General features: G+C 67.1%; 31 protein-coding genes. 16 read left to right on the forward strand and 15 right to left on the reverse strand.

Features of this window, described 5'->3' with window-relative positions; translation table 11 throughout:
- Positions 1 to 111 precede the first annotated feature (111 nt).
- The 3 genes from IEV67_RS16605 to IEV67_RS16615 all read left to right on the forward strand — a co-directional run bounded on the left by IEV67_RS16605 (position 112) and on the right by IEV67_RS16615 (position 2,094).
- Entirely contained in the window at positions 112 to 819 is a 708-nt protein-coding gene (locus IEV67_RS16605) for a winged helix-turn-helix domain-containing protein (RefSeq protein ID WP_188437771.1), read from the forward strand.
- Between the two features lie 63 nt (positions 820 to 882).
- The gene (locus IEV67_RS16610; protein WP_188437773.1) at positions 883 to 1,854 is read left to right on the forward strand and encodes a DNA-3-methyladenine glycosylase family protein; all 972 of its coding nucleotides are present in this window, start codon (positions 883 to 885) and stop codon (positions 1,852 to 1,854) included.
- 30 nt (positions 1,855 to 1,884) lie between these two features.
- A complete protein-coding gene (locus IEV67_RS16615) occupies positions 1,885 to 2,094 on the forward strand; it encodes a hypothetical protein (protein ID WP_188437775.1) in 210 nt (69 codons plus the stop codon).
- Here IEV67_RS16615 and IEV67_RS16620 read toward each other — a convergent pair.
- From IEV67_RS16620 to IEV67_RS16635, 4 genes are read right to left on the reverse strand one after another with little or no spacing between them, the layout of a single operon-like run.
- Complete coding sequence (locus IEV67_RS16620) at positions 2,091 to 2,849, reverse strand: iron ABC transporter ATP-binding protein (protein ID WP_188437777.1); 759 nt, start codon at positions 2,847 to 2,849, stop codon at positions 2,091 to 2,093. The two genes, IEV67_RS16615 and IEV67_RS16620, sit on opposite strands and share 4 nt — an antisense overlap.
- Complete coding sequence (locus IEV67_RS16625) at positions 2,846 to 3,868, reverse strand: iron chelate uptake ABC transporter family permease subunit (RefSeq protein ID WP_188437779.1); 1,023 nt, start codon at positions 3,866 to 3,868, stop codon at positions 2,846 to 2,848. The genes IEV67_RS16620 and IEV67_RS16625 overlap by 4 nt, the downstream gene beginning before the upstream one ends.
- On the reverse strand, positions 3,858 to 4,877 hold the full coding sequence (locus IEV67_RS16630; RefSeq protein ID WP_229703257.1) for an ABC transporter permease: 1,020 nt from the start codon (positions 4,875 to 4,877) through the stop codon (positions 3,858 to 3,860). Before IEV67_RS16630 ends, IEV67_RS16625 begins: the two co-directional genes overlap by 11 nt.
- 28 nt (positions 4,878 to 4,905) lie before the next feature.
- Entirely contained in the window at positions 4,906 to 5,925 is a 1,020-nt protein-coding gene (locus IEV67_RS16635; RefSeq protein WP_188437781.1) for a siderophore ABC transporter substrate-binding protein, read from the reverse strand.
- A 156-nt stretch (positions 5,926 to 6,081) separates the two neighbouring features.
- Here IEV67_RS16635 and IEV67_RS16640 point away from each other — a divergent pair, with 156 nt between their 5' ends.
- Both IEV67_RS16640 and IEV67_RS16645 read left to right on the forward strand, forming a co-directional pair.
- The gene (locus IEV67_RS16640; RefSeq protein WP_188437783.1) at positions 6,082 to 6,573 is read left to right on the forward strand and encodes a methylated-DNA--[protein]-cysteine S-methyltransferase; all 492 of its coding nucleotides are present in this window, start codon (positions 6,082 to 6,084) and stop codon (positions 6,571 to 6,573) included.
- Between the two features lie 43 nt (positions 6,574 to 6,616).
- On the forward strand, positions 6,617 to 7,027 hold the full coding sequence (locus IEV67_RS16645) for a VOC family protein (RefSeq protein WP_188437785.1): 411 nt from the start codon (positions 6,617 to 6,619) through the stop codon (positions 7,025 to 7,027).
- Between the two features lie 3 nt (positions 7,028 to 7,030).
- Here the strand turns inward: IEV67_RS16645 and IEV67_RS16650 are convergent, their stop codons facing one another.
- The 3 genes from IEV67_RS16650 to sigJ form a co-directional block, all read right to left on the reverse strand.
- On the reverse strand, positions 7,031 to 8,500 hold the full coding sequence (locus IEV67_RS16650; RefSeq protein WP_188437787.1) for an MFS transporter: 1,470 nt from the start codon (positions 8,498 to 8,500) through the stop codon (positions 7,031 to 7,033).
- Between the two features lie 93 nt (positions 8,501 to 8,593).
- The gene (locus tag IEV67_RS16655; protein ID WP_229703259.1) at positions 8,594 to 9,928 is read right to left on the reverse strand and encodes a M20/M25/M40 family metallo-hydrolase; all 1,335 of its coding nucleotides are present in this window, start codon (positions 9,926 to 9,928) and stop codon (positions 8,594 to 8,596) included.
- A gap of 22 nt (positions 9,929 to 9,950) precedes the next feature.
- Positions 9,951 to 10,832: an RNA polymerase sigma factor SigJ gene (sigJ, locus tag IEV67_RS16660; protein WP_188437791.1), complete on the reverse strand. Its 882-nt coding sequence runs from the start codon at positions 10,830 to 10,832 to the stop codon at positions 9,951 to 9,953.
- A gap of 149 nt (positions 10,833 to 10,981) precedes the next feature.
- Between sigJ and IEV67_RS16665 the strand changes: the two genes are divergently transcribed.
- From IEV67_RS16665 to IEV67_RS16680, 4 genes are all read left to right on the forward strand, one after another.
- Positions 10,982 to 11,182 carry a hypothetical protein gene (locus tag IEV67_RS16665; RefSeq protein ID WP_188437793.1) on the forward strand — a complete coding sequence of 67 codons (201 nt, stop codon included), beginning with the start codon at positions 10,982 to 10,984 and terminating at the stop codon, positions 11,180 to 11,182.
- Positions 11,179 to 11,919, forward strand: coding sequence for an SDR family oxidoreductase (locus IEV67_RS16670; RefSeq protein ID WP_188437795.1), 741 nt, complete (start codon positions 11,179 to 11,181; stop codon positions 11,917 to 11,919). The genes IEV67_RS16665 and IEV67_RS16670 overlap by 4 nt, the downstream gene beginning before the upstream one ends.
- A 218-nt stretch (positions 11,920 to 12,137) precedes the next feature.
- Complete coding sequence (erm, locus tag IEV67_RS16675; protein ID WP_229703261.1) at positions 12,138 to 12,923, forward strand: 23S ribosomal RNA methyltransferase Erm; 786 nt, start codon at positions 12,138 to 12,140, stop codon at positions 12,921 to 12,923.
- A gap of 4 nt (positions 12,924 to 12,927) precedes the next feature.
- Positions 12,928 to 13,935, forward strand: coding sequence for an FUSC family protein (locus tag IEV67_RS16680; RefSeq protein ID WP_188437798.1), 1,008 nt, complete (start codon positions 12,928 to 12,930; stop codon positions 13,933 to 13,935).
- Positions 13,936 to 13,947: 12 nt separating this feature from the next.
- Here IEV67_RS16680 and IEV67_RS16685 read toward each other — a convergent pair whose 3' ends face one another.
- Positions 13,948 to 14,433, reverse strand: a complete 486-nt coding sequence (locus tag IEV67_RS16685) for a MarR family winged helix-turn-helix transcriptional regulator (RefSeq protein WP_188437800.1) — start codon at positions 14,431 to 14,433, stop codon at positions 13,948 to 13,950.
- A 40-nt stretch (positions 14,434 to 14,473) separates the two neighbouring features.
- On the opposite strand from IEV67_RS16685, the gene IEV67_RS16690 reads away from it, so the two are divergent.
- Positions 14,474 to 15,448 (forward strand): DMT family transporter, encoded by a 975-nt coding sequence (locus IEV67_RS16690; protein ID WP_188437802.1) that lies wholly within the window; start codon positions 14,474 to 14,476, stop codon positions 15,446 to 15,448.
- Here the strand turns inward: IEV67_RS16690 and IEV67_RS16695 are convergent.
- The gene (locus IEV67_RS16695; RefSeq protein ID WP_188437804.1) at positions 15,360 to 16,316 is read right to left on the reverse strand and encodes a LysR family transcriptional regulator; all 957 of its coding nucleotides are present in this window, start codon (positions 16,314 to 16,316) and stop codon (positions 15,360 to 15,362) included. The two genes, IEV67_RS16690 and IEV67_RS16695, sit on opposite strands and share 89 nt — an antisense overlap.
- 70 nt (positions 16,317 to 16,386) lie before the next feature.
- Here IEV67_RS16695 and IEV67_RS16700 point away from each other — a divergent pair, with 70 nt between their 5' ends.
- A complete protein-coding gene (locus tag IEV67_RS16700; RefSeq protein ID WP_188437806.1) occupies positions 16,387 to 18,117 on the forward strand; it encodes an L-aspartate oxidase in 1,731 nt (576 codons plus the stop codon).
- An 80-nt stretch (positions 18,118 to 18,197) separates the two neighbouring features.
- Positions 18,198 to 18,632, forward strand: a complete 435-nt coding sequence (locus IEV67_RS16705) for a VOC family protein (protein WP_188437807.1) — start codon at positions 18,198 to 18,200, stop codon at positions 18,630 to 18,632.
- A gap of 41 nt (positions 18,633 to 18,673) precedes the next feature.
- Here the strand turns inward: IEV67_RS16705 and IEV67_RS16710 are convergent, their stop codons facing one another.
- From IEV67_RS16710 to IEV67_RS16730, 5 genes are all read right to left on the reverse strand, one after another.
- Positions 18,674 to 19,060 (reverse strand): VOC family protein, encoded by a 387-nt coding sequence (locus IEV67_RS16710; RefSeq protein ID WP_188437809.1) that lies wholly within the window; start codon positions 19,058 to 19,060, stop codon positions 18,674 to 18,676.
- Between the two features lie 128 nt (positions 19,061 to 19,188).
- Positions 19,189 to 19,953, reverse strand: a complete 765-nt coding sequence (locus IEV67_RS16715; RefSeq protein WP_188437811.1) for an ABC transporter permease — start codon at positions 19,951 to 19,953, stop codon at positions 19,189 to 19,191.
- Positions 19,950 to 20,717: an ABC transporter ATP-binding protein gene (locus tag IEV67_RS16720; protein WP_188437813.1), complete on the reverse strand. Its 768-nt coding sequence runs from the start codon at positions 20,715 to 20,717 to the stop codon at positions 19,950 to 19,952. Before IEV67_RS16720 ends, IEV67_RS16715 begins: the two co-directional genes overlap by 4 nt.
- Positions 20,714 to 21,085, reverse strand: coding sequence for a DUF1048 domain-containing protein (locus IEV67_RS16725; RefSeq protein WP_188437815.1), 372 nt, complete (start codon positions 21,083 to 21,085; stop codon positions 20,714 to 20,716). Before IEV67_RS16725 ends, IEV67_RS16720 begins: the two co-directional genes overlap by 4 nt.
- A gap of 2 nt (positions 21,086 to 21,087) precedes the next feature.
- Complete coding sequence (locus IEV67_RS16730) at positions 21,088 to 21,447, reverse strand: PadR family transcriptional regulator (RefSeq protein ID WP_188437816.1); 360 nt, start codon at positions 21,445 to 21,447, stop codon at positions 21,088 to 21,090.
- A gap of 121 nt (positions 21,448 to 21,568) precedes the next feature.
- Between IEV67_RS16730 and IEV67_RS16735 the strand changes: the two genes are divergently transcribed.
- A complete protein-coding gene (locus IEV67_RS16735) occupies positions 21,569 to 22,450 on the forward strand; it encodes a TrmH family RNA methyltransferase (protein ID WP_188437818.1) in 882 nt (293 codons plus the stop codon).
- Between the two features lie 147 nt (positions 22,451 to 22,597).
- Complete coding sequence (locus IEV67_RS16740) at positions 22,598 to 23,410, forward strand: aggregation-promoting factor C-terminal-like domain-containing protein (protein WP_188437820.1); 813 nt, start codon at positions 22,598 to 22,600, stop codon at positions 23,408 to 23,410.
- Positions 23,411 to 23,425: 15 nt separating this feature from the next.
- Here IEV67_RS16740 and IEV67_RS16745 read toward each other — a convergent pair whose 3' ends face one another.
- A complete protein-coding gene (locus IEV67_RS16745; RefSeq protein WP_188437822.1) occupies positions 23,426 to 24,448 on the reverse strand; it encodes a diacylglycerol/lipid kinase family protein in 1,023 nt (340 codons plus the stop codon).
- 95 nt (positions 24,449 to 24,543) lie between these two features.
- Between IEV67_RS16745 and IEV67_RS16750 the strand changes: the two genes are divergently transcribed.
- Together IEV67_RS16750 and IEV67_RS16755 are read left to right on the forward strand one after the other, a co-directional pair.
- A complete protein-coding gene (locus IEV67_RS16750; protein ID WP_229703263.1) occupies positions 24,544 to 25,677 on the forward strand; it encodes an iron-containing redox enzyme family protein in 1,134 nt (377 codons plus the stop codon).
- Positions 25,674 to 25,874: a CDGSH iron-sulfur domain-containing protein gene (locus IEV67_RS16755; protein WP_188437824.1), complete on the forward strand. Its 201-nt coding sequence runs from the start codon at positions 25,674 to 25,676 to the stop codon at positions 25,872 to 25,874. Before IEV67_RS16750 ends, IEV67_RS16755 begins: the two co-directional genes overlap by 4 nt.
- The last annotated feature ends 9 nt before the right edge of the window (positions 25,875 to 25,883 follow it).

Genomic DNA, 25,883 nt, shown 5'->3' on the forward strand with positions numbered 1-25,883 from the left:
TGCGAAGAAGGAGCCCGAGCACCCACCTGCGTGCTCGTTCCCGGCCTTCTCGGTCATTCACGCAACACATCCGAGCCGTATCGGCTCACCCTTCGCAAGGAACCCATCATCATGTCGAACATCGCAACCCTCGAGCGTTCTGCCACCCGCGCCCCTCATCTCCGTGCTGTTCCGCCGCTCATCGAGCAGGCATCTGCCGCACCCGCCGATCTTCCCGCGACCCGCTCACCGCGCGGCTTCGCCCTCTACGTCGGACTCGATGAGATCAAGGCCGCCGAAGCAGGCGTCAGCCTGCCGCTGCTCGTCGACGCCCTCCGCCGCACACTCGCCGAACTCGCCCCCGGCGCCGAGACCCACGCCACCGTCGCCCTCGCGCCGCACGGCTCGGGCGGACGCGACCTCGACGTCGTGCGCCTCGCCCTGCAGGAACCAGGTGCGATCGCCCGCACCAAGGCCGCGGAGGAAGAGGAGAAGGACGAGGACTACGGCGTCACCGTCGACATCTCCCGCAAGCGCGTACTGATCGACGGTGACTCGGCGGCGTTCACGTACAAGGAGTTCGAACTGCTGCAGTACCTCGTACTCCGCGAGGGACGCACGATCGAGCGCACCGAACTGGTCGGCGCGCTCTGGCAGTCGCCGGATGACGAGACCCCCGGCGAGCGCACGATCGACGTGCACGTGCGTCGCCTTCGCGCCAAGCTCGGCCGCTACGAGGACATCGTGCGCACCGTCCGCGGCGTCGGCTACCGCTTCGACCGTCACGCCGATGTCGTCATCCGCTACGGCCACGGCACGCCTTCGCCCGACCGCTTCTGAGGGGCCTGCGGCGATTCGCGTCGCCAACCGCGCAGTGTCAGGCGTCCGACGTAGGGTGTTCGCATGACGACGACAGCGGATGCCGCACCCGCAGCACCCGCGACGACCCCGCCGCGCGCCACTGTGTACCGCCCCGCGCACCCACTGAACCTGTTCCGTACGGTCGGCGTGCTCATGCGCGGGCCCAAGGATCCGACGATGCTGGTCGACGGCATGACGCTGTGGCGCGCGAGCCGCACTCCCGAGGGAGTTGCGACCCTCGCGCTGCGGCAGAGCAGCGATGGGATCCATGCAACCGCGTGGGGTCCGGGAGCGGAATGGGCACTCGCGCAACTGCCCGCGCTCTGCGGTGCCGACGACGATGCGAGCGGGTTCGACGTGTCGAGCCTGTCCGCAGCGGGGCATCCGCACCTCGCTGACGTCGCCCGCCGCACGATCGGCTCGCGCCTGACCCGCACCGATCTCGTCTTCGATGCCCTCGCCAGCTCGGTGATCGAGCAGAAGGTCACGTCTTTCCAGGCCTTCGGCGCATGGCGCACGCTCATCACCCGCTTCGGTGAACGCGCCCCTGGTCCGACGCCCAGGCCGATGTTCGCGCCGCCGACGATCGAGGGGTGGCGCCTGATCCCTTCGTGGGCCTGGCACCGCGCCGGCGTCGAACCCCCGCAGTCCAGGGCGATCGTGCGCGCCGCCGAACGCGGCCAGCGGATCAGCGACGTCGTGCTCGCGGCGCGCACCGGCGAAGAGCGCGACCGCATCCTCACCAGCCTTCCCGGCATCGGCGCATGGACGTCATCCGAGACGCGCAGCCGCGCCCTGGGTGATCCGGATGCCGTGAGCGTCGGCGACTACCATCTCGCGCACCAGGTCGGCTACGCGCTGACCGGTGCACGCGTCGACGACGACGGGATGCTGGAACTCCTCGAGCCTTGGACGGGCCACCGTCACCGCGTCATCCGCCTCATCCTCGCGAGCGGTCTGATCGAAGCGCGGCGCGGCCCGCGCCTCGCGCCGGAAGACCACCGACGACGCTGACGGGCGGTGCCGGCCATCTATGCTGGGGCCATGGCGGCATCGAAGAAGCAGCGCTGGAGTTGGCTCGGCGGCACGATCGTCCTCGTCGTGCTGGGAGTGGTGATCGGACTCATCCTGCAGAACGTCTGGCTCGGGCTGCTGCTCGCCGCCGTCGTCTCACTCGTGTGGCTCATCGCGGTCGAATCGCGCAAGGGCGGTAACACCGGGGTGAACGACGAGTCCAACGGAATCGAGATCTAGGAGTAGTAGAGCGCGATGCGCTGACCATCGATCTCTCGCACGTCCACGGTGGTTCCGTAGACCTCCTCCAGCACCTCGGGCCGCATGATCGCGTCCGCCGGGGCATCCGCCACGATGCGCCCGTCTCGCATCGCGACGATGCGGTCGGCGTAGGTCGCCGCGAAGTTGATGTCGTGCAGCACGACGATCACTCGCTTCCCCAGCTCATCGGCCATCCGCCTGACGAGCTTCATGATCTCGGTCATATGCTTGAGGTCGAGGTTGTTGAGCGGCTCATCGAGGAGCACGTATTTGGTGTCCTGCGCGAGCACCATGGCGATGAAGGCACGCTGGCGCTGCCCGCCGGAGAGCTCATCGACGAACCGGTCGCGGAAATCGTTCAGGGCGAGATAGTCGATCGCTCGATCGATGTGTGTGCGGTCATCGACCGTGAGTCGGCCGCGTGAATGCGGAAACCGTCCGAACTCGACCAGGTCGTGCACGGTGAGCCGCGCGGCGATGTGGTTGTCCTGACGCAGCACCGCGAGAATCTTCGCCAGCTCGTGCGACGGCGCGACGGATACATCCATGCCGTCAACGGAGACGGTGCCGGCATCCGGCTTAATGAGACGTCCGATCAGACCGAACATGGTCGATTTGCCGGCGCCGTTCGGGCCGATCAGCGCGGTCACCCCCTCGTCTCCGAGCGTGATGGTGACGTCGTCGAGGACCGTCTGGGAGTGATAGCGCTTGGTGGCGCCTTCGAGCGCGATCATCGCGCCCCCTTTCGAAGGACGAGATAGAGAAAGAACAGGCCGCCGGCGAACTCGATGACCATCGACAGACTGCCGCCGAAGCCGCAGATCTGCTCGAGCACGATCTGCGCCAGCAGCAGGCAGCCGACGCCGATCAGCGCCGCCGCTGGCAACGTCCAGGAATGCCGGAAGGTGCCCGCGTAGGAGTAGGCGAGGTTCGCGACGATCAGGCCGAAGAACAGGATCGGGCCGGCAAGTGCGGTGGATGCCGCGATCATGATCGACACGATCGCGAACAGTGCCATGACCGCCCGCTTGTGGTTCACTCCCAGCCCGACCGCGACCGGCTCGCCCAGCGTCAGCACGTCCAGCGTGTGCATCAGCGGGATGACGGCGATGACGCCGAGGCCGACGAGCACGGCGGTGAACGTGAGCAGCATCGGGTCGGGCCTGGTCAGCGAGGCGAACATGGCATCCGAGAGGATCTGGAAGTCCAACGGGTCCAGCATCCGCTGCATCAGTTCCGTGAACCCGCGGAAGAACGTGCCCAGCACGATGCCGACCAGCAGCATGAGGTGCAGCGAGCGTCGCTTGCCTCCGAACAGCCAGGTGAAAAGAAAGACGCTGAAAGCGACCATGACGACGACCTGCACGATCCACAGGACGAATTCATCGGCGCCGAGGAAGGACGCGGATCCGAAGAAGAACACGATGATCGTGGAGATCAGCATGTAGAACGCATCGAATCCCATGATCGACGGGGTGAGGATGCGGTTCTGGGTGATGGTGTGGAACACCACGGTCGAGACGCCGACCGCGGTGGCGACCACGAGCATCGCGATGACCGTGAGACTGCGTACCTTGAGCGCGAACAGCAGCGAACCGGGGATGTCGGTGAAGAGATACACGGCCACCAGCGCGAACACGATGACGATGAGGACAGCGATCCGCACCTGCGGCTTCGCCCAGGCCGACCGGATGCGTGCCCGCACGCCGACGCGCGAAGGCGAAGAGGTGGATGTGAGGGAATCAGTGAGCACGGCTTCCCCTCCGCAGCAGCAGCCAGAGGAAGAGCCCAGCGCCGATGACGCCGACGATGACCGACAGCGGCATCTCGTAGGGGAATCGGACCACTCTGGCGATGAGATCGCAGGCGAGCACGAAGACGGCGCCGAGCCCGGCGACCCACGGGATGGCGCGGCGCACGTTGTCGCCGATGATGAGGCTGACGACGTTCGGGACGACCAGTCCGAGGAAGGGGATGACGCCGGCGGTCACGAGCACCGCGGCGGTGATGATGGCGATGATGACCATGCCCACGGCGACCACCTTGCGGTAGTCGAGTCCCAGGTTCGTGGCGAACTCCTCGCCGAGGCCGATGACGCTGAAACGGTCGGCCGCGAGCCAGGCGACGATGACCATGGCGCCGGCGATCCACAAGAACTCGTATCGTCCCTGCATGATCGACGCGAAGCTGCCCTGTGCCCAGGTGCTGAGCGACTGCATCAGATCGAGTCGGTAGGCGAAGAAGGCGGTGACGGCCGCGACGACGCCGCCGAGCATGATGCCCACCAGCGGCACCAGCACGAGCTGACGCACCGGCACGGCCTTCACGACCTGCAGGAACACCCAGGTGCCGAGCAGTCCGAAGGCGGCAGCGACGCCCATCTTGCCGAGCAGTGCCATTCCGGGCACGAAGATCATCACGAGAAGCATGCCGAAGGTGGCGAACTCGGTGACTCCCGTCGTTCCGGGCTCGACGAACTTGTTGCGCACTAGCATCTGCATGATGAGCCCGGCGATGCCGAGCGATGCCCCCACGAGCAGCACCGCGACAGTGCGAGGGACACGGCTGGCGAACAGCAGGAAGGCCGAGGTGCTGTCCGCGCCGCCCTCGAGCAGGGAGATCGGGGAGACATCGGAGACGCCGACGAAGAGGCTGATGATCGCGAGGATGACGAGGCAGACGCCGATGAGCACCCCCACCCATGTCCGACGAGGTCGAACCGGAGCGGGGGTGCTCTGCGCCGCAGATGCGGTGAGGGTCACAACAGGAGGAGCGAGTGCCGAACGGCGGTCACTCTGCGATCTGCAGGACGTCGTCGATCATGAGCTGCGTCGTCTCGATCCCGCCGTAGACGATGTACCACGCGGTCGGGTTGAGGTAGATGATGTGGTCGTCCTTGAAGGCGCTGGTCTGCTTGACGATCTCGTTGTCGAGCACCTGCGCGGCTGCGGTGCCCTCTTCTGCCTCGCCTGTCGCGGCATCACGGTCGACGACCCACAGCGTCGACGGGTCGTTCTCGAGGAGGAACTCGAACGAGATCGGGTCGCCGTGCGTCGCCGCGTGGACATCTTCGATCGTGGGCTCGACCCCGAACACGTCGTAGATCAGGCCGCCGCGAACCTCCGCGCTGCCCGCCCCGTCAGGAGCGGGAGACATCGCCTTGAGCTCTCCCCCGGAGACCATCATCGCCAGGCCATCGCCGGCGTCCGTGGCTGCGCCCTTGGCCTCGTCGATTCCGTCGTTGAGGTCGCTGAGCGCCTGCTCGGCCTCTTCTTCCGCACCGAGCAGTTCGCCGAAGAACGTCGTGTTGCGCTCGAGCGTGTCGAGGTACGTGCCGGTGATCCCCAGGTCGATGGTCGGCGCGATCTCGCTCAGCTCTTCGTACAGCCCAGAGGAGCGGCCGCCGATGATGATGAGATCGGGCTGCTGCGCCTCGATCTCGATCAGGTCGGCCTCGAAGAGCGTGCCGGCGTTGAAGGCGTCATCCGCGAGGTTGTCCTGCAGGTACTCCGGCACCGACTCGAGCGGTGCGCCGGCGACCTCGCCACCCAGCGCACCGATCGTGTCGACGCTGGACATCTCGAAGGCCACGATCTTCTCGGGGTTGCGCGGAACCTCGACGGTCGTCTCCTCGTACTCCGGGTCTTCGTCTTCACCGGCGACGTTGCGATCCCAGGTGAAGGTCAGCGCTTCCTCCTCGGCCGATGCGGTGTCGGATTCAGCCTCTGCTGTCGTCGACGCGCAACCGGCGAGCGCGAGTGCAGAGACGAGAAGGAAGGATGCTGCGGCGAACGGACGTCGCGAAGACATAGAAGACTCCTGGATCGAGGAAATGGGATCTAAGCAAGGTAAGCCTTACCTTGCTTGTTCAAAGGCAGGCTAGCCCAGATCTGCTCCCGAACCGAAATCCGGCCTCTCGGTGGGAGCGAGAGTCCGACGTCGGCAGCGGCGGGTAGGGTCGTGGACATGTCGTCGGCCGGCACACTCTCCTCGCCCGTAGGCCACCTCACCGTGATGAGCAGCGGTGAAGCGATCACGCGCGTCGCCTGGCGATCTGGCTCGTCTGACAACGACTCGCCGCACGACCCGCTTCTGATCGAAGCGCTGCGACAACTACGCGCCTACTTCGATGGGCGGCTGACCCGTTTCGACCTGCCCTTCGACCTCGGTTCGCAGACCGACGTCACCCGCGCGGTCCTGACGACCCTCGCAGAGACGGTCGACCACGGACAGTCGGTCACGTACGGCGAACTCGCGGCGAGGAGCGGCACGAGCATCCCCGCCCGCGGTGTCGGTGCCGTCATGGGAGCGAACCCGATCCCGATCATCGTCCCCTGCCACCGGGTGGTCGCCAGCGACGGCCTCGGCGGTTACTCCGGCGGCGACAGCGGGCAGGGGCTCTTGACGAAGCGCTGGCTGCTGGAGTTCGAGGGCGCGCTTCCGACGGCGCTGTTCTGAGCGCACTCTCGACGAGCGCGCAGACATCGGCAAGACTGACGAGATGCCTCTTTTCGATCATCTCGGGATCACCGTCGACGACTTGCCGCACGCGATCAACCAGTTCCACCCGGTGATGGCCGCCCTTGGATTCGCCAGAGTCGACGCGCACGGTTCGGTCTCGTGGCAGTTGGATGATGAGCCGGAGTTGATCCTCTTCCCTGCGCGCGAAGGTGAGTCCGGACCGCACCGGCACGGCCACGTCGGATGGCAGCACCTCGCGTTTGCCGTCGAGTCGCGAGCAGCGGTCGATCGCCTCCATGCGATCGCGATGGATTCGGGCTGGACCGCCGTTCGCGACCCCAAGCTGTATCCGCGATTCAGCGAGCGGTACTACGCCTCATTCGTCGAGGACGATAGCGGCATCCGGATCGAGTTCATGCACAACCCACCGCGCGAGGCAGTTGCGGGCTGACGCTCATGGCAGGACCGGCAGCGCCTCCGCGGCATCCGCCGTGCGATCGGTGAACGAGTCCTTCGGGACGAACAGCAGCAGCACCGCCGCGGCGAGCGCCGTCACACCGCAGACGATCCAGACCGTCATGTAGCCCTCCAGCGACCCCGCTGTGCCTTCCGTTCCGCCGGCCGTCGTGGCGACACCGTGCAGCAGCGCGATACCGAATACGCACGAGGCGATCGCTCCGCCGACGGTCTTGACGGAGTTGGTGAGTCCTGTCGCGACACCGGTCTGCGTCGCAGGAGCAGCGGATGCCGCAGCCGCCGGCAGAGCGGCGACGAGGGCGCCGGATCCGATGCCGACGATCACCATGTTCGTGATCACCTGCGCGTACGCATCGTGGAACGGCAGGAACAGCAGGAATCCGATCGCGACCAGCGACGCGGCGCCGATCAGCGTGAGCCGTGGCGTGGTGAGTCTGGCGATCCGGGAGAACAGCAGGGCACCCGTGATCATGCCGATCAAGTAGATGCCGATGATGAGCGATGTCGCGAAGCCCGTGGTTCCGAGCCCGTATCCGTACACGGCGGGATCGGTACGGGCGAAGGTCGACAGCGGCGCCTGCGCACCGAGCACACTGACACCGAACAGCCCGGCCGTGACGAAGACCGGCCACAGCGCCGGTGAGCGGAACATCCGCACATCGATCAGCGGATCGTCGTGGCGCAACTCCCAGAGCACGAACGGCACCACCAGCAGTAGCCCGAGGGCCACGACCAACCACGACCACGGATTGACGAGTCCGCCGTCCAGGCGCAACAGGCTCAGCCCGCCGGTGAAGCAGATGAGCGCGATCGAGATGAGCACGAGCCCCACAGTGTCAAGGACTCCGCCGGTCGGATCGGGCGACTCCTTCACCCCGAACAGGATGACGAAGAAGCAGACGACAACGAGCAGCGCAGGGATCAGCAGCACGACTGTGAGCGGCAGAACATCGATGAGCGCGCCACCGACCAGTGCACCCGCGATCGCGCCGGTCTCCAGTGCGGCGACGAGCAGACCTGCCGCCCGCGCGGTGAGGATCGAGCGCCCCTCCATCCTCCGTGACCGCGACCAGATCAACGCGATCTCCAGCGGCAACCAGACGACGTAGAAGCCCATCAGCGTCCACGCCACCAGGAACACCCAGAACGAGTCGGTGAACGGCAGCGCGAGTGCGGCCGCAGCCGTCAGCGCGGTGGAGATCAGCAGCATCCGCTTGTGGCCGACCATGTCGCCGAGCTTCGCGAAGGCCGGAACGACGAGCGCCGAGAGCATGAGCTGGGTGCCCTCGAACCAGTTCACGTCGGCGTCGTGGATCTGCAGGTGCCGCGCGATGTCGGAGAGCATCGGCGTGTAATAGCCCTGCAGCACGCCGCTGGTGAACTCGACGAACGCGAGGAAGCCGACGACCGCGGCGAGCGCGCTCAGGCTGACAGAACGGGGCACCATTGCGCCTTCTTTCGGACGGCCCCTGAGCGTGTCGAAGGGGCGGGTGAGGTCACTCTACGGCACACCGGGTGCCGCGGATGCCGGTACTCAGGCTCAGTGGAGTCGTTCGAGCAGCGCCCGGTGAAACGCCTCGCCGCGTTCGAGCGTGGCGACCTCGACACTCTCGTCCACACCGTGGATCGAGGCGCGCTGCGCATTCGACATCTCCAGGGGCGCGAACCGGTACACCGCCGGCGTGAAACGGTGGAAATGGCGGGAGTCCGTGGCCGCCATCATGACGTACGGCACCGGACGGACTCCGGGGAATGCGACACCCAGCGCCTCGCCGAGCAGCGCGAACTGCGCGTTGTCGGTCGCGGACTCCGGCGAAGGCTCGCTGCCCTCGAGGACCTCGATCGCGACGAGCGGATCGCGGATGCGGCGGCGTACACGGGCGACCGCGCTGTCGACGCTCTCCCCCAGCGCGATGCGCAGGTTCACCGTCGCCGACGCCCGCGACGGGATGACGTTCGCCGCCGTGCCGCCGGACTGCATCGTCGCCGCAACCGTCGTGCGCACCATCGCCGCCGGCTCCCCGCCGAGCGCGGCGAACACGCGTGCGGTGAGGAAGGGCACGCGCGAGAGAATCTTCAGCAGAAGCCGGGACGGCCCTGACGCCTGCTCGGAGAACTGCGACAGCATCCGTGAGATGGCCTTCGGAGTTCGAGGGCGGAACGTGCCGGGGTCGAGACGATTCACGGCGCGGGCGATGCGGCGCACGGCGGTGAGCGTCGGAGGTGCAGAGGCGTGCCCGCCGTCGCCGCGCGCGCTGAGCTTGAGCGTCACCACGCCCTTCTCCCCCACGCCGATCATCGCCGCACGGCCCTCCACGAACGACAGCGGGGCATCGACCACCGCCCCGCCTTCGTCGAGCACGAGCCAGGGCACGATCCCCCGCTCCTTCATGACATCCGCGATCTCGACGGCGGCGGCGCCGAAGGTCTCCTCGTTGCCGCCGAACGAGAGGTAGACGTCCCGCGCGGGGACGAAGCCGCTGGCGAGCAGGTTCTCGACGGCCTCGAGCACCACGATGAGCGGGCCCTTGTCGTCGAGGGTGCCCCGACCGTAGACACGGCCGTCGGCGATCGCTCCGGCGAACGGTGGGTGCGTCCAGTCGTCACTCTCATCGACCGGCACGACGTCATAGTGGGCCATCAGCACGAGCGGGTCGGCATCGGACGCCCCCTTCCAGTGGAAGAGCAACCCGAAAGCGGTGTGCCGCTCGAGCCGCAACAGCGAATGAGTGAGCGGGTACAGCTCGGCGATCAGCGACACGAAGTCCTCGAACGGCGCGGTGCCCCGCTCGTCGAGCTCGGCCGACACGGTCGGCAGCTGAATCATGCGGGAGAGCCGGTCGGCGATGCCGGGGCGCACTGTCACTGTGGTCACGCCGTCATCGTATCGACCGGGCTCAGCGCCACAGCGTGAGCTTGTCGGGGTTGCGCACGATGTAGACGTCCGTGATGCGCTCGCCCGTGACATCCACCGAGATGACCGAATCCGCGCGACCGTCGATCGTGACGAGGAACGCGAGCCCCTCAGGAGTGAGAGTCGGCTCGGTGATGGCCGTCGGCTCCAGGTGCGGGAGTCCGAGCAGGAACCGTGCGACGCGGTCCGCGCCGACGACCGGCCTGCGAGCCGCGGAGACCTTCCCACCGCCGTCCGAGACCAGCACGACGTCCGGATCGAGCAGCGCGATCAGCGCGGAGAGCTGCCCGGTCATCGTCGCCTCGGCGAAGGCACGCGCGACGGCGTCGTGCTGCTGCCTGGACGCCGCACCGGCGCGTCGCTCTCGTATGCGCCGTCGCGCCTGAGATGCGAGCTGGCGAGTGGCTTCCGGAGTGCGTCCCACGGTCTCCGCGATCTCGGCGAACGGCATCGCGAACACGTCGTGCAGCACGAAGGCGACGCGCTCGGCCGGCGTGAGCGATTCGAGCACGACCATCAGTGCGACGCTCACCGACTCGTCCAGTGTGATCCGCTCCAGCGGATCGGTCGGCACGGCTGCGGCGATCGCCGACTCCCCCGGCAGCGGCTCTGGCAGCCACTCGCCGACGTAGCGCTCTCGGCGAGCGCGGGCGGAGCCCAGCATGTCGAGGCAGATGCGGCTTGCGACCCTGGTGAGCCATGCGGCGGGGTTCTCGATCCGCTCTCGATCGGCGTCCGACTGCCGATACCACCGCACGTACGTCTCCTGCACGGCATCCTCGGCATCGGCGACCGTGCCGAGCATGCGGTACGCGAGTGCGAGCAGCGTGCGCCGCTCCTTCAGCAGTTCGTCGACCTCGTCCATCCCGTCACATCCTTCCTCAGTGTCGACGATGCGGCGAGGACGAATGTGAGTCACGTCCTCACATTGTCCAGGCCTGTGTCGTCGAAGAAGTATGAGCATGACTGTACGACGCATCCTCCTGTGGGCGACCGCGGGAGTCAGGTCGCGTCGTGGGGGTCGCATGGACCGTGTTCGGCCTGCCGCACCTGATCTACCATGCGATGCAGTTCGGCGGGATGCCGCTCATCGATGTCATCGGCAACATCATCGGGCTCGGCGGAAGCCTTCTGCTCGGTATGGTGCTGATGCTTCCAGGACCCGTAGCCGATCGTTCGGTTGCGGAAACAGACGACAAGGAGAACAACCGATGAAGATCGCCATCGCAGGCGGAACGGGCGTCGTCGGGCGCCACACCGTCGAGGCCGTGCGCAACGGCGGACACGAGGCAGTGGTGCTCAGCCGTTCGCAGGGAGTCGACCTCATCAGCGGAAAGGGACTGGCAGCCGCGCTGACGGGTGTCGACGCCGTGATCGACACGGCGAACGTGTCGACCATGAAGGCCGACGATGCGATCGAGTTCTTCACTACGGCGACGGCCAACCTGATCAGCGCTGCGGCCGATGCCGGTGTCGGGCACATCGTGCTGCTGTCGATCGTCGGCATCGACCGGATGCCGTACGACTACTACGTCGGAAAGGTCGCCCAGGAGAAGGTACTCGAGAAGTCCGCAGTGCCGTGGACGATCCAGCGCGCGACGCAGTTCCACGAGTTCGCGGGACAGATCTTCGAGCGGGCGAAGATCGGGCCGTTGCACATCGCTCCGCGAGCGCGCACGCAGCCGATCGCCGCACACGACGTCGGCGAACATCTCGCCGCGCTTGCCACCGGTGATCCGCAGGGTCGCGCGCAGGACATCGCCGGTCCGCGCGAAGAGGCGCTCGACGCGATGATCAAGGCGTTCGCGCGCAAGAGCGGGCATCGCGGCTGGATCCCCTCCGTGAATCTGCCGACCGCGCAGATGAAGGGCATGCGTGCGGGGTTCGCACTGCCCGGCGCAGGCGCGCTGCTTGCGGGTCCGCCCTTCGAGGAGTGGCTCGCGGCACGCTGAGACGCGTCCTAGACTGTCGTCCATGGGTTTGATGATCAAGAGCGCGCTGTTCGACGCGCGCTGCTTCACGTTCCGCGACCGCCGCGCCTGACGGCGCGTTGATGGTCGACTAACGCCACGCCGCGCCGTCGTTCCGGATGTCCTGCACCCGGAGGCGCGTTCGCTGTGCTCTCGCACGCCCGCTGCCGGGTGCTCCTTCCTCACGACTGGAGCGCACCTTGCGACCTCGATCCCATACCGGTGGCCGACACGAACTCGGCCAGAACTTCCTCACCCACCGCCCGACCCTCCAACGACTCACGACGCTCACCGCCGCCACTGACGGAGCGATCCTCGAGATCGGTGCCGGCGACGGCGCCCTCACACGGCACCTCGCCCGATTGGGCCGGGATCTGCGTGCGATCGACATCGACGCACATCGTGTGGATCGGCTGCGCTCCCGCATCGACGGCGCGAGCATCCATCACGCCGATGCCCTGCTCGAGCCGTTGAATCGTCCGGTGATCGTCGGGAACCTCCCCTTCCATCTGACGACGCCGCTGTTGCGCCGTCTGCTCTCCGCCGACGGATGGCGCCACGCGATCCTGCTCACGCAGTGGGAGGTCGCGCGCAAGCGCGCCGGTGTGGGAGGGGCGACCATGATGACTGCGCAGGCCGGCCCCTGGTATGAATTCCGCCTGCACGGTCGCGTTCCCGCCCAGCACTTCCGACCCATGCCGGCTGTGGACGGTGGCATCCTCTCGATCGAACGTCGTGCCGCGCCGCTCCTGCCGTACAGCGACCGGCGACGGTTCGAACGCTTCGTCGGCGCGGTGTTCCGAAGTCGCGGCAACGACATCCGGCAGATCCTCCGCAGTGACGGGCATTCTGCGGCGGTCATCGATCGCGCACTCAACGGGGCCGGGGTCGCGCGCGCAGCACGGCCGAGGGATCTCACTCCCGGACAATGGGCACGTCTGTGGCAGCTCCTCGGCGAGGGCGGCCGAGGGGGAGGAGGACAATAGACGTGTGAGTCTCTTCGCCTTCGGTCCATCGCGCGGCCCCCGGTGGCAGTTGGGACTGCAGGCGGCGATCGGCATGGCGGTGCCCATCGCCGTGATGACTCTGCTCGGCCATCCGACGCTCGGCTACATCGCGGGATCCGGCGCCTTCACCGTACTCTTCGCAGGAGCGTCTCCCGTCGTCGAACGGGCCAGAGTGCTGCCCATCGTCGCTGCAGGACTGATCGTGAGCGCAGCGCTCGGCTCGTTGTCAGCGGGGAACACGTGGCTGGTCGCCGTCGGCATCGTCGTGATCGCGCTGGCCGCGGCAGGGCTCTCGTTCGGGTTCCGCCTCGGCCCGCCAGGACCGATCTTCTTCGTCCTCGTCTTCGGCCTTTCCGCCCAGGTCACAGCGCACGCCGCGATCACGCCACTCGCCTACACCGCGACGATCGCGGCCGGCTGCCTCTTCTCGTACCTCGTGGCGCTGTCGCCGCTGCTCATCCGTCGCGTGCGCTCGCATCCGTCCCGCCCGCTGCGCGAGTTGCTGCCCGGCCCCGCCTTCGACGACGCCTCCCGCATGCTGCTGCTGCGTGTCGTGATCGTGGCCGTGCTCGGCGTGCTGATCGGGCTGTTCGTCGATCCGGGTCGCAGTTACTGGATCGTCGGCGCGGCGATCGCCGTGATCGGGGTCGCCGCAGATCGCCTGGCCGCGTTCCAGCGCGGACTGCACCGAATGCTGGGGACCGTATTGGGCGTCGGCGTCTACGCGCTGCTGGCGATGCTGCATCCGTCAGGGCTCTGGATCGCGCTCATGCTGGGCATCATGCAGTTCTCGGTCGAACTCGTGGTCGTGCGTCACTACGCGCTCGCGCTGATGATCATCACGCCGCTGGTGCTGCTGCTCACCGGCGCGGCGACCGAGCAGATCGGGTCGATGGACGTCGCGATGGAGCGGATCATCGACACGCTCGTCGGTGCAGCGCTCGGCGCAGCATCCGGAGTCCTCCATCCGCGAGCGGCGAAGCAGGCCTGATCCGGGGCGACGTCAGCCGACGGCGAGCTTGACCAGCAACGCCTCGAGTTGTGCACGCTCGGCCCTGTCGAGCGGCGCGAGCAGTGCTTCCTCGGTCTTCAGATGGTCGGGATACATCCTGTCGATCAGCGCGCGCCCGCTCTGCGTCAGCGTCACGGCGCGGCCGCGACCGTCGTCGGCGAGCGGATGCCGTGAGACGAGGCCGCCGGCGATCAGCCGGTCCACCCGCTTCGATGTCGCGCCCGCGGTCACCATGGTGTGCTCGGCGATCTCGCCCTGAGGCAACGCGAACGGATCCCCCGCTCGGCGCAGCGCGCACAGCACGTCGAATTCGCCTTCGCCGATCCCGAAGCGGCGATAGTTCTCGACGAGCGCGGCGGTGAAGTCATCCGAGATCCGACGCATCCTGCCGATGACAGCCATCGGACTCGGATCCAGATCCGGTCGCTGCTCGCGCCACTGCTCGACGAAGCGCGCCACTCGATCGATCTCCGACATGCGACCCATCTTACTTTCCACGGAACGTATACTCGTTTCCATGGAAAGCAATCCGCGGCGGGCGCTCCGACTTTGGAACCTCGCGCGCTGGCCCCTCATCGCCGCGATCGGGCCCATCGCGTTCGGGTCGACGTACTGGGTCACCCGCGAGTTCCTGCCGGCCGACTCGCCACTGTGGGGATCGGCCATCCGCGCGCTCCCGGCTGGACTCGTGCTGCTGCTCGTGGTCAGACGACTCCCGCGCGGTATGTGGTGGTGGCGGTCCGTCGTGCTCGGCACGCTGAACATGGGGCTGTTCTTCTGCCTGGTCTACGTCGCGGCGCAGTTGCTGCCCTCCAGCGTCGCAGCGTCCGTCACCTCCGTGGCACCGCTGATGATCGCGGCATTCGCCTGGCTGATCCTCCGTGAGCGACCGACCGCACGGGTGCTGCTCGGTGCCGTCGTCGGTGCCGCAGGGGTCCTGCTCATCGTCGGCACCGCGACCGGACGACTGGACATCTGGGGCATCGCGGCATCCCTCGCCTCGATGGTGATGTCGGCACTCGGCGCGATCCTCATGAAGCGATGGAACGACGGCACCCCTGTGCTCACGATCACCGCCTGGCAACTGCTCGTCGGCGGAATCGAACTGACTGTCGTCGCCGTACTGGTCGAGGGCGCGCCGCCGTCGGTGACGCCGACGGAGTTCGCGGCGTTCGCCTACATCAGCCTCATCGCCACCGCGCTCGGATTCTTCTGCTGGTTCAGCGGCTTCCGGCATCTGCCCGCCGGCGTCGTCGGTGTGATCGGACTGCTCAACCCGGTGACCGGCGTCGCACTCGGGGTGCTGATCAGCGGCGAGACCCTCGGCCCGTTCCAGCTGCTGGGCATCGGTCTCGTTCTCGGCAGCATCCTGCTGGTGAACGTCCGGCGGCGTGCCACAGGGTTCAGCGTGCCGGTGCGTCTCCGGTCGGACCGGTCACCAACGCCATCGTCGTCGGATCGCGATCGACGAGTTCGCCGGCCGTCGCCGTGATGACGCGGCGCATGGCGGCCGCGGCACGAGTCGGGTTGACGTCGGAGCGGTGCGCGAGACCGATCGTGCGGATCAGTCGCGGATCGACGAGCCGCACCGAACGCAGCGTCGGCCTGTCGAGCAGCACCATGGCAGGCACGACGGCGACGCCGAGCCCTCGCTCCACGAATCGGAGCACGGCATCCATCTCCGCGCCCTCCACGACCGGCGTCGGTGCGAGCGCGGCCGCGCGAAACGCTGCATCCGTCACCGCTCGCAGGTCATAGCTCTCCGCGAAGAAAACGAGCGGCAGACGCGAGAGCGCATCGAGATCGATGCCGTCTTCGGCCACTGGCGCGTGCTCGGCGGAGGACACGACCACCAGTTCCTCCGTCAGCAACGGCGTGCGCACGAGCGCAGAGCCACCAACGGGCAGCGCATCCGACAGCGTGATGAGCGCCATGTCGACCGTGCCGGCGGCGAGCTGCTCGATCAGGACGTTCGATCCCGCCTCCGTGAGCAGCAGCTCGACACCGGGATGCGCGGAATGAAAGGCGGCCATCGCCTCGGCGACGAGACTGATGCAGAGCGTGGGCGTGGCCCCGAGGCGCACGCGTCCACGCTGAAGTCCGGCGAGTTCTCCCATCTCGGCGCGGATGGTGTCAGCATCCGCCAGCATCCGCCGCGCACGGGGCAGAAGAGTCTCGCCGGCGTCGGTGAGCGAGATGTTCCCACGGGCGCGATGGAAGAGTTCGGCGCCCAGCTCGATCTCGAGTGACGAGATCTGGCGGCTCAGCGACGGCTGCGCCAGATGAAGCTTCGCCGCGGCCTGCGTGAAGTGTCCGAGATCGGCGACTTCGACGAAGCCGCGCAACTGCTCCAGGTTCATGTCTTCACGCTATCAGGACAAGTCGAACAATGCATTGGAGTTATCGACGCGATGTTCTTAGCGTGGAAGCATGAGCACTCGCGAACGACAGATCTCCACCACCGTCCTCGTCATCGGCACGGGCGGATCCGGCCTGCGCGCCGCAATCGAAGTCGCAGAGCGCGGCGTGGATGTGCTGGCAGTCGGCAAGCGCCCGCGCGACGACGCCCACACCTCGCTCGCGGCCGGCGGCATCAACGCGGCACTGGGAACGATGGATGCCGACGACACCTGGCAGCAGCACGCCGCCGACACGATCAAGGAGAGCTACCTGCTCGCCAACCCGCACACCGTCGAGGTCGTGACGCAGGGCGCCGAGCGCGGTATCCGCGATCTCGAGCGCTGGGGCATGGACTTCGCGCGCGAGGACGACGGACGCATCTCGCAGCGCTTCTTCGGGGCACACACCTTCCGGCGCACGGCGTTCGCCGGTGACTACACCGGGCTCGAGATCCAGCGCACGCTCGTTCGACGCGCCGAACAGCTCGACGTGCCGATCCTCGACGGCATCTACATCACGCGCATCCTCGTCAAGGACAACGTCGTGTTCGGCGCCTACGGATTCGATCAGAGCGACGGCACCCGGTATCTCATTCACGCGGATGCCGTGATCCTCGCCGCCGGTGGCCACACCCGCATCTGGCGCCGCACTTCGTCGCGTCGTGACGAGAACACCGGCGACGCGTTCCGGCTGGCCGTCGATGCCGGCGCGCGACTGCGCGATCCAGAGCTCGTGCAGTTCCATCCGTCGGGCATCATCGAACCCGAGAACGCCGCCGGCACCCTGATCTCCGAGGCGGCACGTGGCGAGGGCGGCATCCTGCGCAACGCCCTCGGCGAGCGCTTCATGTCGAAGTACGACCCGGAGCGGATGGAGCTGTCCACCCGCGACCGCGTCGCGTTGGCCGCCTACACCGAGATCAAGGAGGGTCGCGGCACCGAGAACGGCGGCGTCTGGCTCGACGTCTCGCACCTACCTCGCGAGACGATCATGACCCGCCTCCCCCGGGTGTACCAGACGATGATGGAGCTGCAGATGCTCGACATCACGACCGACCCGATCGAGATCGCGCCCACCGCGCACTACTCGATGGGTGGGGTGTGGGTCAGGCCGGAAGACCATGGCACCGGTGTCGACGGTCTCTACGCGATCGGCGAGGCATCCAGCGGCTTGCACGGCGCCAACCGCCTCGGCGGCAACTCGCTGATCGAGCTGCTCGTCTATGGCCGGATCGTCGGCCAGGCGGCGATCGAGCACGCATCGTCGCTCGATGCGCAACGACGTTCACCTGAGGCCGTGACGCAGGCACGTACGGAGATCGACGACCTGCTGGCGTCCGACGGCCGCGAGAATGTGCGCGCGCTGCAGCGCGCGATCCGCAACACGATGACCGAGCACGCCGGCGTGGTCCGTTCCGCAGAGGGACTGCGCGCCGGTCTCGCCGAGCTCGACATGATCGAGGGGCGGATGGAGGACGTCGGCATCCACCCCGACATCGCCGGCTTCCAGGACCTCGCGCACGCCTTCGATCTGAAGGGATCGGCCGTTGCCGCGCGCGCGACCCTCGAGGCGGCGCTGGAGCGGCGCGAGACCCGCGGTGCCCACAATCGCAGCGACTTCCCCGACGAGGACCCGACCCTGCAGGTGAACCTCGTCTGGTCGCCCGCGACCGGCGTGACCCGCGAGGAGATCCCGCCGGTTCCTGCCGAGATCCGGGAACTCATGCGCGACGTGTCGTCCGAGGGCAAGCTCGTGGAGTGACCGCTCGTCGAACACCATTGAGGATCGTCGGCGCGCGGCGCACACTGGTTGCATCCGCACACCCAGACGAAGGAGCGATCATGCCGAATCTCAACCCCTACCTGTCCTTCGGCGACACCGCCCGTGAGGCGATGGAGTTCTACCAGGGCGTCCTCGGCGGAGACCTCGCCGTCAGCACGTTCGGCGATATGCCCGGCAGCGGGACCGCCGAAGGTGAAGAGAACCTCGTGATGCACGCGCAGCTGAACGCTCCTGGCGGACTCGTGCTCATGGCATCCGACACTCCCACCGGAATGGAATACGAGAAGCCTCAGGGAATCTCGGTGTCCCTGAGCGGAGGCACGGTCGACACTGACTACCTGCACCGCGCCTGGGACGGCCTCGTCGATGGCGGGACCGCCACCATTGCACTGGCCGAGGCTCCTTGGGGCGGCGAATTCGGTATGCTCGTCGACCGTTTCGGCATCTCCTGGATGGTCGCGATCGAGGACTCGTTCTCGTCACAGTCCGATTGAGGCCTATCAGTCCGATTGAGGCCGATCAGCTGCGCGCCACGTCAGCTCGACAGCACCGAGAGGATGTTGCCAGCGGGGTCGGTGAACCAGGCGATGTCAGGGCCGCGTCCGGCAGCCTTGCCGCGCATGATCCCTTTCGCGTCCTGGTCCATGCCGTCGTACCGCTCCATCACCACGCCCTTGGCGAGCAGCAGGTCCACGACCGCGTCGATGTCTTCGACGGCGAAGTTGAGGATCGTGAATGTCGCGGGCTGATGATCATCCTTGGGGTAGATCAACACCGCGCCGCCCTTCGGCAGCTGGACTGAGATCAGGCCGCCCATGCCCTCGTCCTTGACGGTGAGGCCGAGCACGCCCTCGTAGAAGCGGCGCGAGGCCGCGATGTCATCGGACGACATGCCGCTTAACGCATCGGAGTTCTCGAACATCTCTGCTCCCTCTGTGACTCACGATCGGTACTCGTGCATCATCAACATTTGCACTGCGCCGCACCGCTGTCCACGGGTATATGCAGAAGAGGCCGCATCCAGACGGACGCGGCCCCTTGTGCGGCTGCTCAACTGATCTTCTTGCGGTAGATCGCGATGGCGAAGCCATAGGCGACCGCGAGGATGCCGACGAGCCATGCGAGAGCGATCCAGATCTCGGCGCCAACCGGCTGCCCGGCGAACAGCGAGCGGATGCTGTTGACGATCGAGGTCACCGGCTGGTGCTCCGCGAACCAGGCCACCGGGCCGGGCATCGAAGTCGTGGGCACGAACGCCGAACTGATGAACGGCAGGAAGATCAGCGGGTAGCTGAACGCACTCGCCCCGTCGACCGTCTTCGCCGACAGCCCCGCGATCACGGCCAGCCAGGTGAGGGCGAGCGTGAACAGGATCAGGATGCCGGCGACGGCGAGCCATGCGCCGAAGGATGCTCCGGTGCGGAAGCCCATGATCGCTGCGACACCGATGACGATCGCGACCGAGATCATGTTCGACACCAGCGACGTGAGCACGTGCGCCCAGAGCACACTCGACCGCGCGATAGGCATCGACTGGAACCGCTCGAAGATGCCGCCCTGCATGTCGAGGAACAGGCGGTACGCCGTGTAGGCGATGCCGGATGCGATCGTGATCAGCAGGATGCCGGGGAGCATGTAGTTGATGTACGACTCATCGGAGCCGGTGTTGATCGCTCCGCCGAGCACGTACACGAACAGCAGCATCAAGGCGATCGGGGTGACCGCGGTGGTGATGATCGTGTCCGGGCTGCGGAGGATGTGGCGCAGCGACCGGCCGGTGAGGACCCGGGTGTCGCTGAGGACGTGACTGGTCATGACGGATCTCCTTCTGTCTCTCCGACGAGTGCGAGGAAGACGTCCTCGAGCGACGGCTGCTTCTCGATGTACTCGACCTGCGCCGAGGGGAGAAGCTGCTTGAGTTCGGCGAGTGTGCCGTTCTGGATGATGGTGCCCTTGTGCAGGATCGCGATGCGGTCGGCCAGTTGCTCCGCCTCGTCGAGATACTGCGTGGTGAGGAGCACCGTGGTACCGGCCTTGGCGAGATCCTTCACTGTCTGCCAGACCTCGATCCGCGCCTGCGGGTCAAGCCCCGTCGTGGGCTCGTCGAGGAAGATGATCGGCGGGTCGCCGATCAGGCTCATCGCGATGTCGAGTCGGCGGCGCATGCCGCCGGAATACGTGGCGGCCTTCCGGCCACCGGCATCCGTGAGCGAGAACCGGGCGAGCATGCCGTCGGCGATCGTATCCGGGTCCTTAAGATGACGCAGTCTCGCGACGAGGATGAGATTCTCACGTCCAGTGAGCACCTCGTCCACGGCCGCGAACTGACCGGTGAGGCTGATCGATTGACGTACGTCGTTCGGCGTCGCGGCGACGTCGAACCCGTGGACGGACGCGGTGCCCGCATCCGCCTTCAGCAGGGTCGACAGGATCCGCACGAGCGTGGTCTTGCCCGCGCCGTTCGAGCCGAGGAGCGCGAAGATGCTGCCGGATGCGACGTCGAAGTCAACGCCGCGCAGCACGTCAAGATCCTTGAACGACTTGCGGATGCCGCGCACTTGGATGGCTGCGGTGGTCATGAGCGGTTCTCTTTTCCGATGGCGCCGTCGATCGCCTTCGTGAGGCGGGCGCGCTCCTTGTCGATCCATTCCTTGCCCTGGTAGGACTTGGCGAACGTCTCGGTGAAGTCCACCGGGTCGTCGCCGACGATGTCGCGCACCGGGGTGCCGTCGACAGCCGCCCGCTCCCACAGGTCGACGAGATCGGTGAACATCTGCGTGAGGGTGTCGCCGTTGGTGATGCCGCCGTAGTACATGAAGTACCGGTGCATCGCTGTGGCGACGGTCTGGTACGGCTCGGGAAGAGCCTCCATGCGGGCCTTGTCCTGCTTGTACTGCTTCTTCTGCTCGAGTGATCCGGTGACCACTTCGATCCACTTCGCTGCCATGATCAGTTCCCTTCGGTGGTCGTGCTGTCGGTGATGATGTCGGTGTGTCGGAGATGTTCGATGCGTTCTGCGATGAAGCTCCACGTCCCCCAGAACTCAGTGAGCTGCTCTCGCCCCTGCGGGTTGATGGAGTAGACCTTGCGCGGCGGCCCCTTCTCGGACGGGACCTTCTCCACGTCGACGAGGCCTCGTTGCTCGATCCGGACGAGCAGCGCATACACGGTGCCCTCGGCGATCTCGGCGAATCCCTCGTCGCGCAGCCGAGCCGTGATCTCGTACCCGTATGCCGGCTGGACGGACAGGATCGCGAGAACGATGCCCTCGAGCGTGCCCTTGAGCATCTCGGTCATCTGGTTGCCCATCGGATCACTTCCTTCCTCTACTCAGTGATGTTGACTACCACTAGACGGTAACACTAGGTACCGGTACTTGGCAACAGTGAGTACTGAAATTCTTCTGCGCCCGACAGGTACGCTCGTCTCCATGCCTTCGGATCCCCGCCAGCACCGCTCGAAGCCGGTCTCGAACACCAAGGCGGTCTCCACTCGCAACGCGACGTTCCAGTACTGGGAGACGCTGCTCGGCAACCGCACGAAGCGCAATCGCGCCGGAGAGATGATCGTGCAGGGCGTACGACCGATCAATCTCGCACTCGAATCCGACCTCGACGTGCGAGCCGTGCTGATCACGCATACGAACGGCCGCTCCGCCTGGGCGTCGGAGACGATCGCCGCCGTGCAGGCGACGGGAGCCGCATCGTGGCTGGTCGCCCCTGAGCTCATGATCGAACTCGGCGAGAAGGAGGATGAGCCGCCGGAGCTTGTGCTGATCGTCGCCATCCCCGCCGACGACCTCTCCCGCCTCCCGGTCGCGGCCGATGCGCTCTACGTCGCGCTGGATCGCCCCGCATCCCCAGGAAACATCGGGTCGATCGTGCGTTCGGTGGATGCGCTCGGCGGCCACGGCGTGATCGTGACCGGGCACGCCGCCGATCCTTATGACCCACGCGCGCTGCGCGCCTCGACCGGATCGGCCATCATGACGCCGACCGTTCGGCTCCCCAGCATCCGGCCTGCCCTCGACTGGATCGAGCAGCTGCGCGCCGATGGCGTCGACATCCAGATCGTGGGAACGGACGAAGACGGCACCCACGATGTGTGGGATGTCGACCTGACGAAGCCCACACTGCTGGTGACCGGTAACGAGCACTCCGGCATGTCGGCGGCGTGGAAAGAGGCGTGCGACGTACTGACACGCATCCCGATGACCGGTCACGCCTCCTCGCTGAACGCCGCGAACGCGACCGCCGCGATCCTCTACGAGGCGACCAGGCAGCGGCGAACCGCAGGCAGCCCGGCCGACTGACGAGGGCGCTTCACACCGCACATCCAGGGGACGCGGAGGTTCTGCACAGAAGCACTGATGCAGAATCGTTACTTTGTGCGTCCGACCCGATGGGCGCGCATGCCGCCCCGAAGCGGCCTGAATACCCTAAGGATCGTTACGTTCGTCATGCTCAAGAACCAGTCGAATTCCCCTGCCCGTCGCCGCAGACTCGGTATCTCTCTCGCCATCGGTATTCTCGCCGCCACCGGGATCGCCGCCGCAGCTCCTGCCGTCGCGGCCATGACCGCACAGTCATCCGTGACTGAGGCCAAGGCCTCCGGCGTCGAGATGGCCGCGGCCGCCGATGCCGTCGTCGCTGGACGCTCGGCTCTGACCGACGCCGCCTCTGCGGTCTCTGCAGCACGGAGCAGCGGGCTGGACCTCGGCGATGCGAGCACGGCCGTCGACACCTCCGGCCTGCTCGAGGCCATGGATGATCTCGACGACGTCGACGCGCTCACCTCGCTGGAGTTGCCCATCGTGAGAGTCAAGGCAAGCGCCGAGATCACGTCCGTCACGACGCAGACGGCCGCGCTGCGCGAACGCCAGACCGCCGCCGCGGCAGCAGTCGAAGCCGCCAAGCAGGCAGCCGCCGCCGAAGCCGCAGCCGCCGCGCTCGCGAACGCGAACACCCCCGACGGCGCCAGGACCACGGCCGCCGCCATCGCCTCCGACCAGTACGGCTGGGGCGGCGGCGAGTTCGAGTGCCTGAACTCGCTGTGGCAGAAGGAGTCGGGCTGGAACTACCAGGCCTACAACCAGGACGGCGGTGCCACCGGCATCCCGCAGGCGCTGCCCGGCGACAAGATGGCCAGTTTCGGCGGCGACTGGGCGACCAATGCGACCACGCAGATCCGCTGGGGGCTGGATTACATCCAGCGTGCCTACGGCAGCCCCTGCGCGGCGTGGGGCCACTCGCAGTCGGTGAACTGGTACTGATCGGCCACGGTCGCGCTAGACGCGGATCGCGAGCGACGCGGGACGAACGGTGACGCGGGCGCTGGTCACCGTTCCGAAATCGTCCCCGTCGAGCTCGATGCGCTGTGCGGCATCGAAACGCACGCGGAGGTCACGGCCTTTCGTATAGACCAGCGCTCGCTCAGCCGGCGCCGAGTCCAGCGCTCGTCTTCCGAGGCGGGAACGGCGGGCGACATTGTGGAAGGTGAGTCGTGTTCCGATGCGCGCCCACCCGAACCGGGTCTGCGGGCGGAACATGACGACGTCGAGCAGCCCGTCCTCGACGTCGGCGTCCGGCAGGAGCTGCATGTCGCCGGTGAGCGTTCCGCAGTTGCCCACGATGATCGTGTGCGCTCGTGCGCTCCTGATCCGCTGGTCGTCGATCCGGTACTTCAGATCGACGTGGCGGTTGCCGAGCACGGACCGCGCGATCGGGGACACGTACGCCAACCATCCGATGCGCTTCTTCGCGCTCGCCTGCGTGTCCGATGCCATCGCGGCGTCAAGGCCGATCCCCGCCATCACGACGAACGTGTGCCGTCGGGTGGCGCCCTCGTCTCGCAGTTCCGCGACCCCGGTGTCGATCTTCCGCGTCTCGCCCTCGAAGGCGGTACGCACGGCAGCGGCGAGGTCGCCGACGGGGATGTTCAGATTGCGCGCGAGCAGGTTTCCCGTGCCGAGTGCCAGCAGAGCGATGGGTATCGCCGCTGACATCTGAACCGCCTCGGCGACGGCGCGCACCGTCCCGTCACCGCCGGCGATCATGATGAGATCCGGTTCGTCAGCAAGTGCTCGTCGCGCTGCCGCGGAGCCGGAGTCGGCAGCATCCGTCGGGTACCAGCGGGTCGGCGCCCGCCCGAGTCGCTGCTCCTCTGCTCCGACGAGCTCGCGCAACCGGTCGATCGCCATGCTCGTCGGGTTGTAGACCACGGCGGCGCGCGGCGACACGACGGCGTAGGGGTGCAGGCTCGCGTCGTCAGCTGAGGCCGGAGGACGCCCGATACGATCTGCCTTTGCCATTCTCGAACCGTAACCGAATCTCACTGCGCGATCGCCTGGACCCAGGCGTGGCAGCGGCTCAGCGAGAGAGGTGGACCTTCTAGACGCGGCGCCCGATGTCGTCAAGCCCCTCGCTCACCGACACACGAGCGGGCATGGTGGATGCACGCAGAGAAATCGGAGCATCCGTGTCACTCACCATTCCCTCCCCCGCCGAGCCCGCCCCGACCGCCACATCTGCCGGAAGGTTCGAAGCACGTGGACCCGTCAGCAACGCTGTGCTGCATCGGCTCACGGGCTCCGAGAACACGGACCATGTTGCGCTCGCCCGTCTCGCCGCGGACGAGACGCGCGACGTCCTCCGAGACGATGACATCCAGCTCGCCCTCTTCATGCTGTACGCATCCTCCTACGGGTCGCTCGATGAGTTCTCACCGGATCTGGAATGGGATCCGCGGCTGATCGAGACGCGCGGCATCCTCGAGGCGCGATTCGAGAGCGGCATCCGCAGTGCGGTGCCGCTGCCGGAACTGCCGGAGCCGACAGCGGACGCCGTGGCCAGAGCACTCTTCGAGCTCACCAGCGCGGATGCCGGCCCCAGCCTCTCGCGCCACGTGGCGAAGAAGGCGACCCTCGAGCAGGTGCGGGAGTTCTTCATCCAGCGTTCGATCTACACGCTGCACGAGGCCGACCCGCATTCGTGGGCGATTCCCCGCCTGCACGGACGCGCCAAGGCGGCCCTCGTGGAGATCCAGGCGGATGAGTACGGTGGCGGGCGTCCCGATCGTGTGCATGCCGCGATCTTCGCGGCGGCCATGCGCGGCGCAGGTCTCGATGATTCCTACGGCGGCTACGTCGACGTCGTGCCTGCGATCACGCTGGCCTCGCACAACATGATGTCGATGTTCGGCATGAACCGACGCCTGCTCGGCGCGATCGTCGGGCACCTCGCGGCGTTCGAGATGACCTCTTCCATTCCGAACCGCATGTACGGCGACGGCATGCGCCGTCTCGGCTTCGGCGAGGACGTCACCGACTACTTCGACGAGCATGTCGAAGCGGATGCCGTTCACGAGCAGATCGCAGGACGCGACCTGGCCGGAGCGCTCGCGGAGGATCGCCCCGATCTGCTCGCCGACATCATGTTCGGGGCGGCCGCGTGCCTGGCCGTCGACGGGTGGGCGGGCCTGCACATGCTCGACTCATGGACCGGCGGGGAGTCATCGCTGCGCGCAGGGGCACTCCGATGAGAGGGGAACGGGCGACGGTCACACCGTATCCGGACGGGCCGCTGCTGCTGCGCGGCGATGTCGACATCGTCACAGCAGACGGCGAGCCGATCGAACGCAACCGCCGTACCGTCGCGCTCTGCCGGTGCGGGCTCTCGACGATCAAGCCGTACTGCGACGGCACGCACAAGGTCGCCGGGTTCCGCACGGACGACTGACGACGCGCT

It is taken from the genome of Microbacterium murale (assembly GCF_014635185.1).
GTDB lineage: Bacteria > Actinomycetota > Actinomycetes > Actinomycetales > Microbacteriaceae > Microbacterium > Microbacterium murale.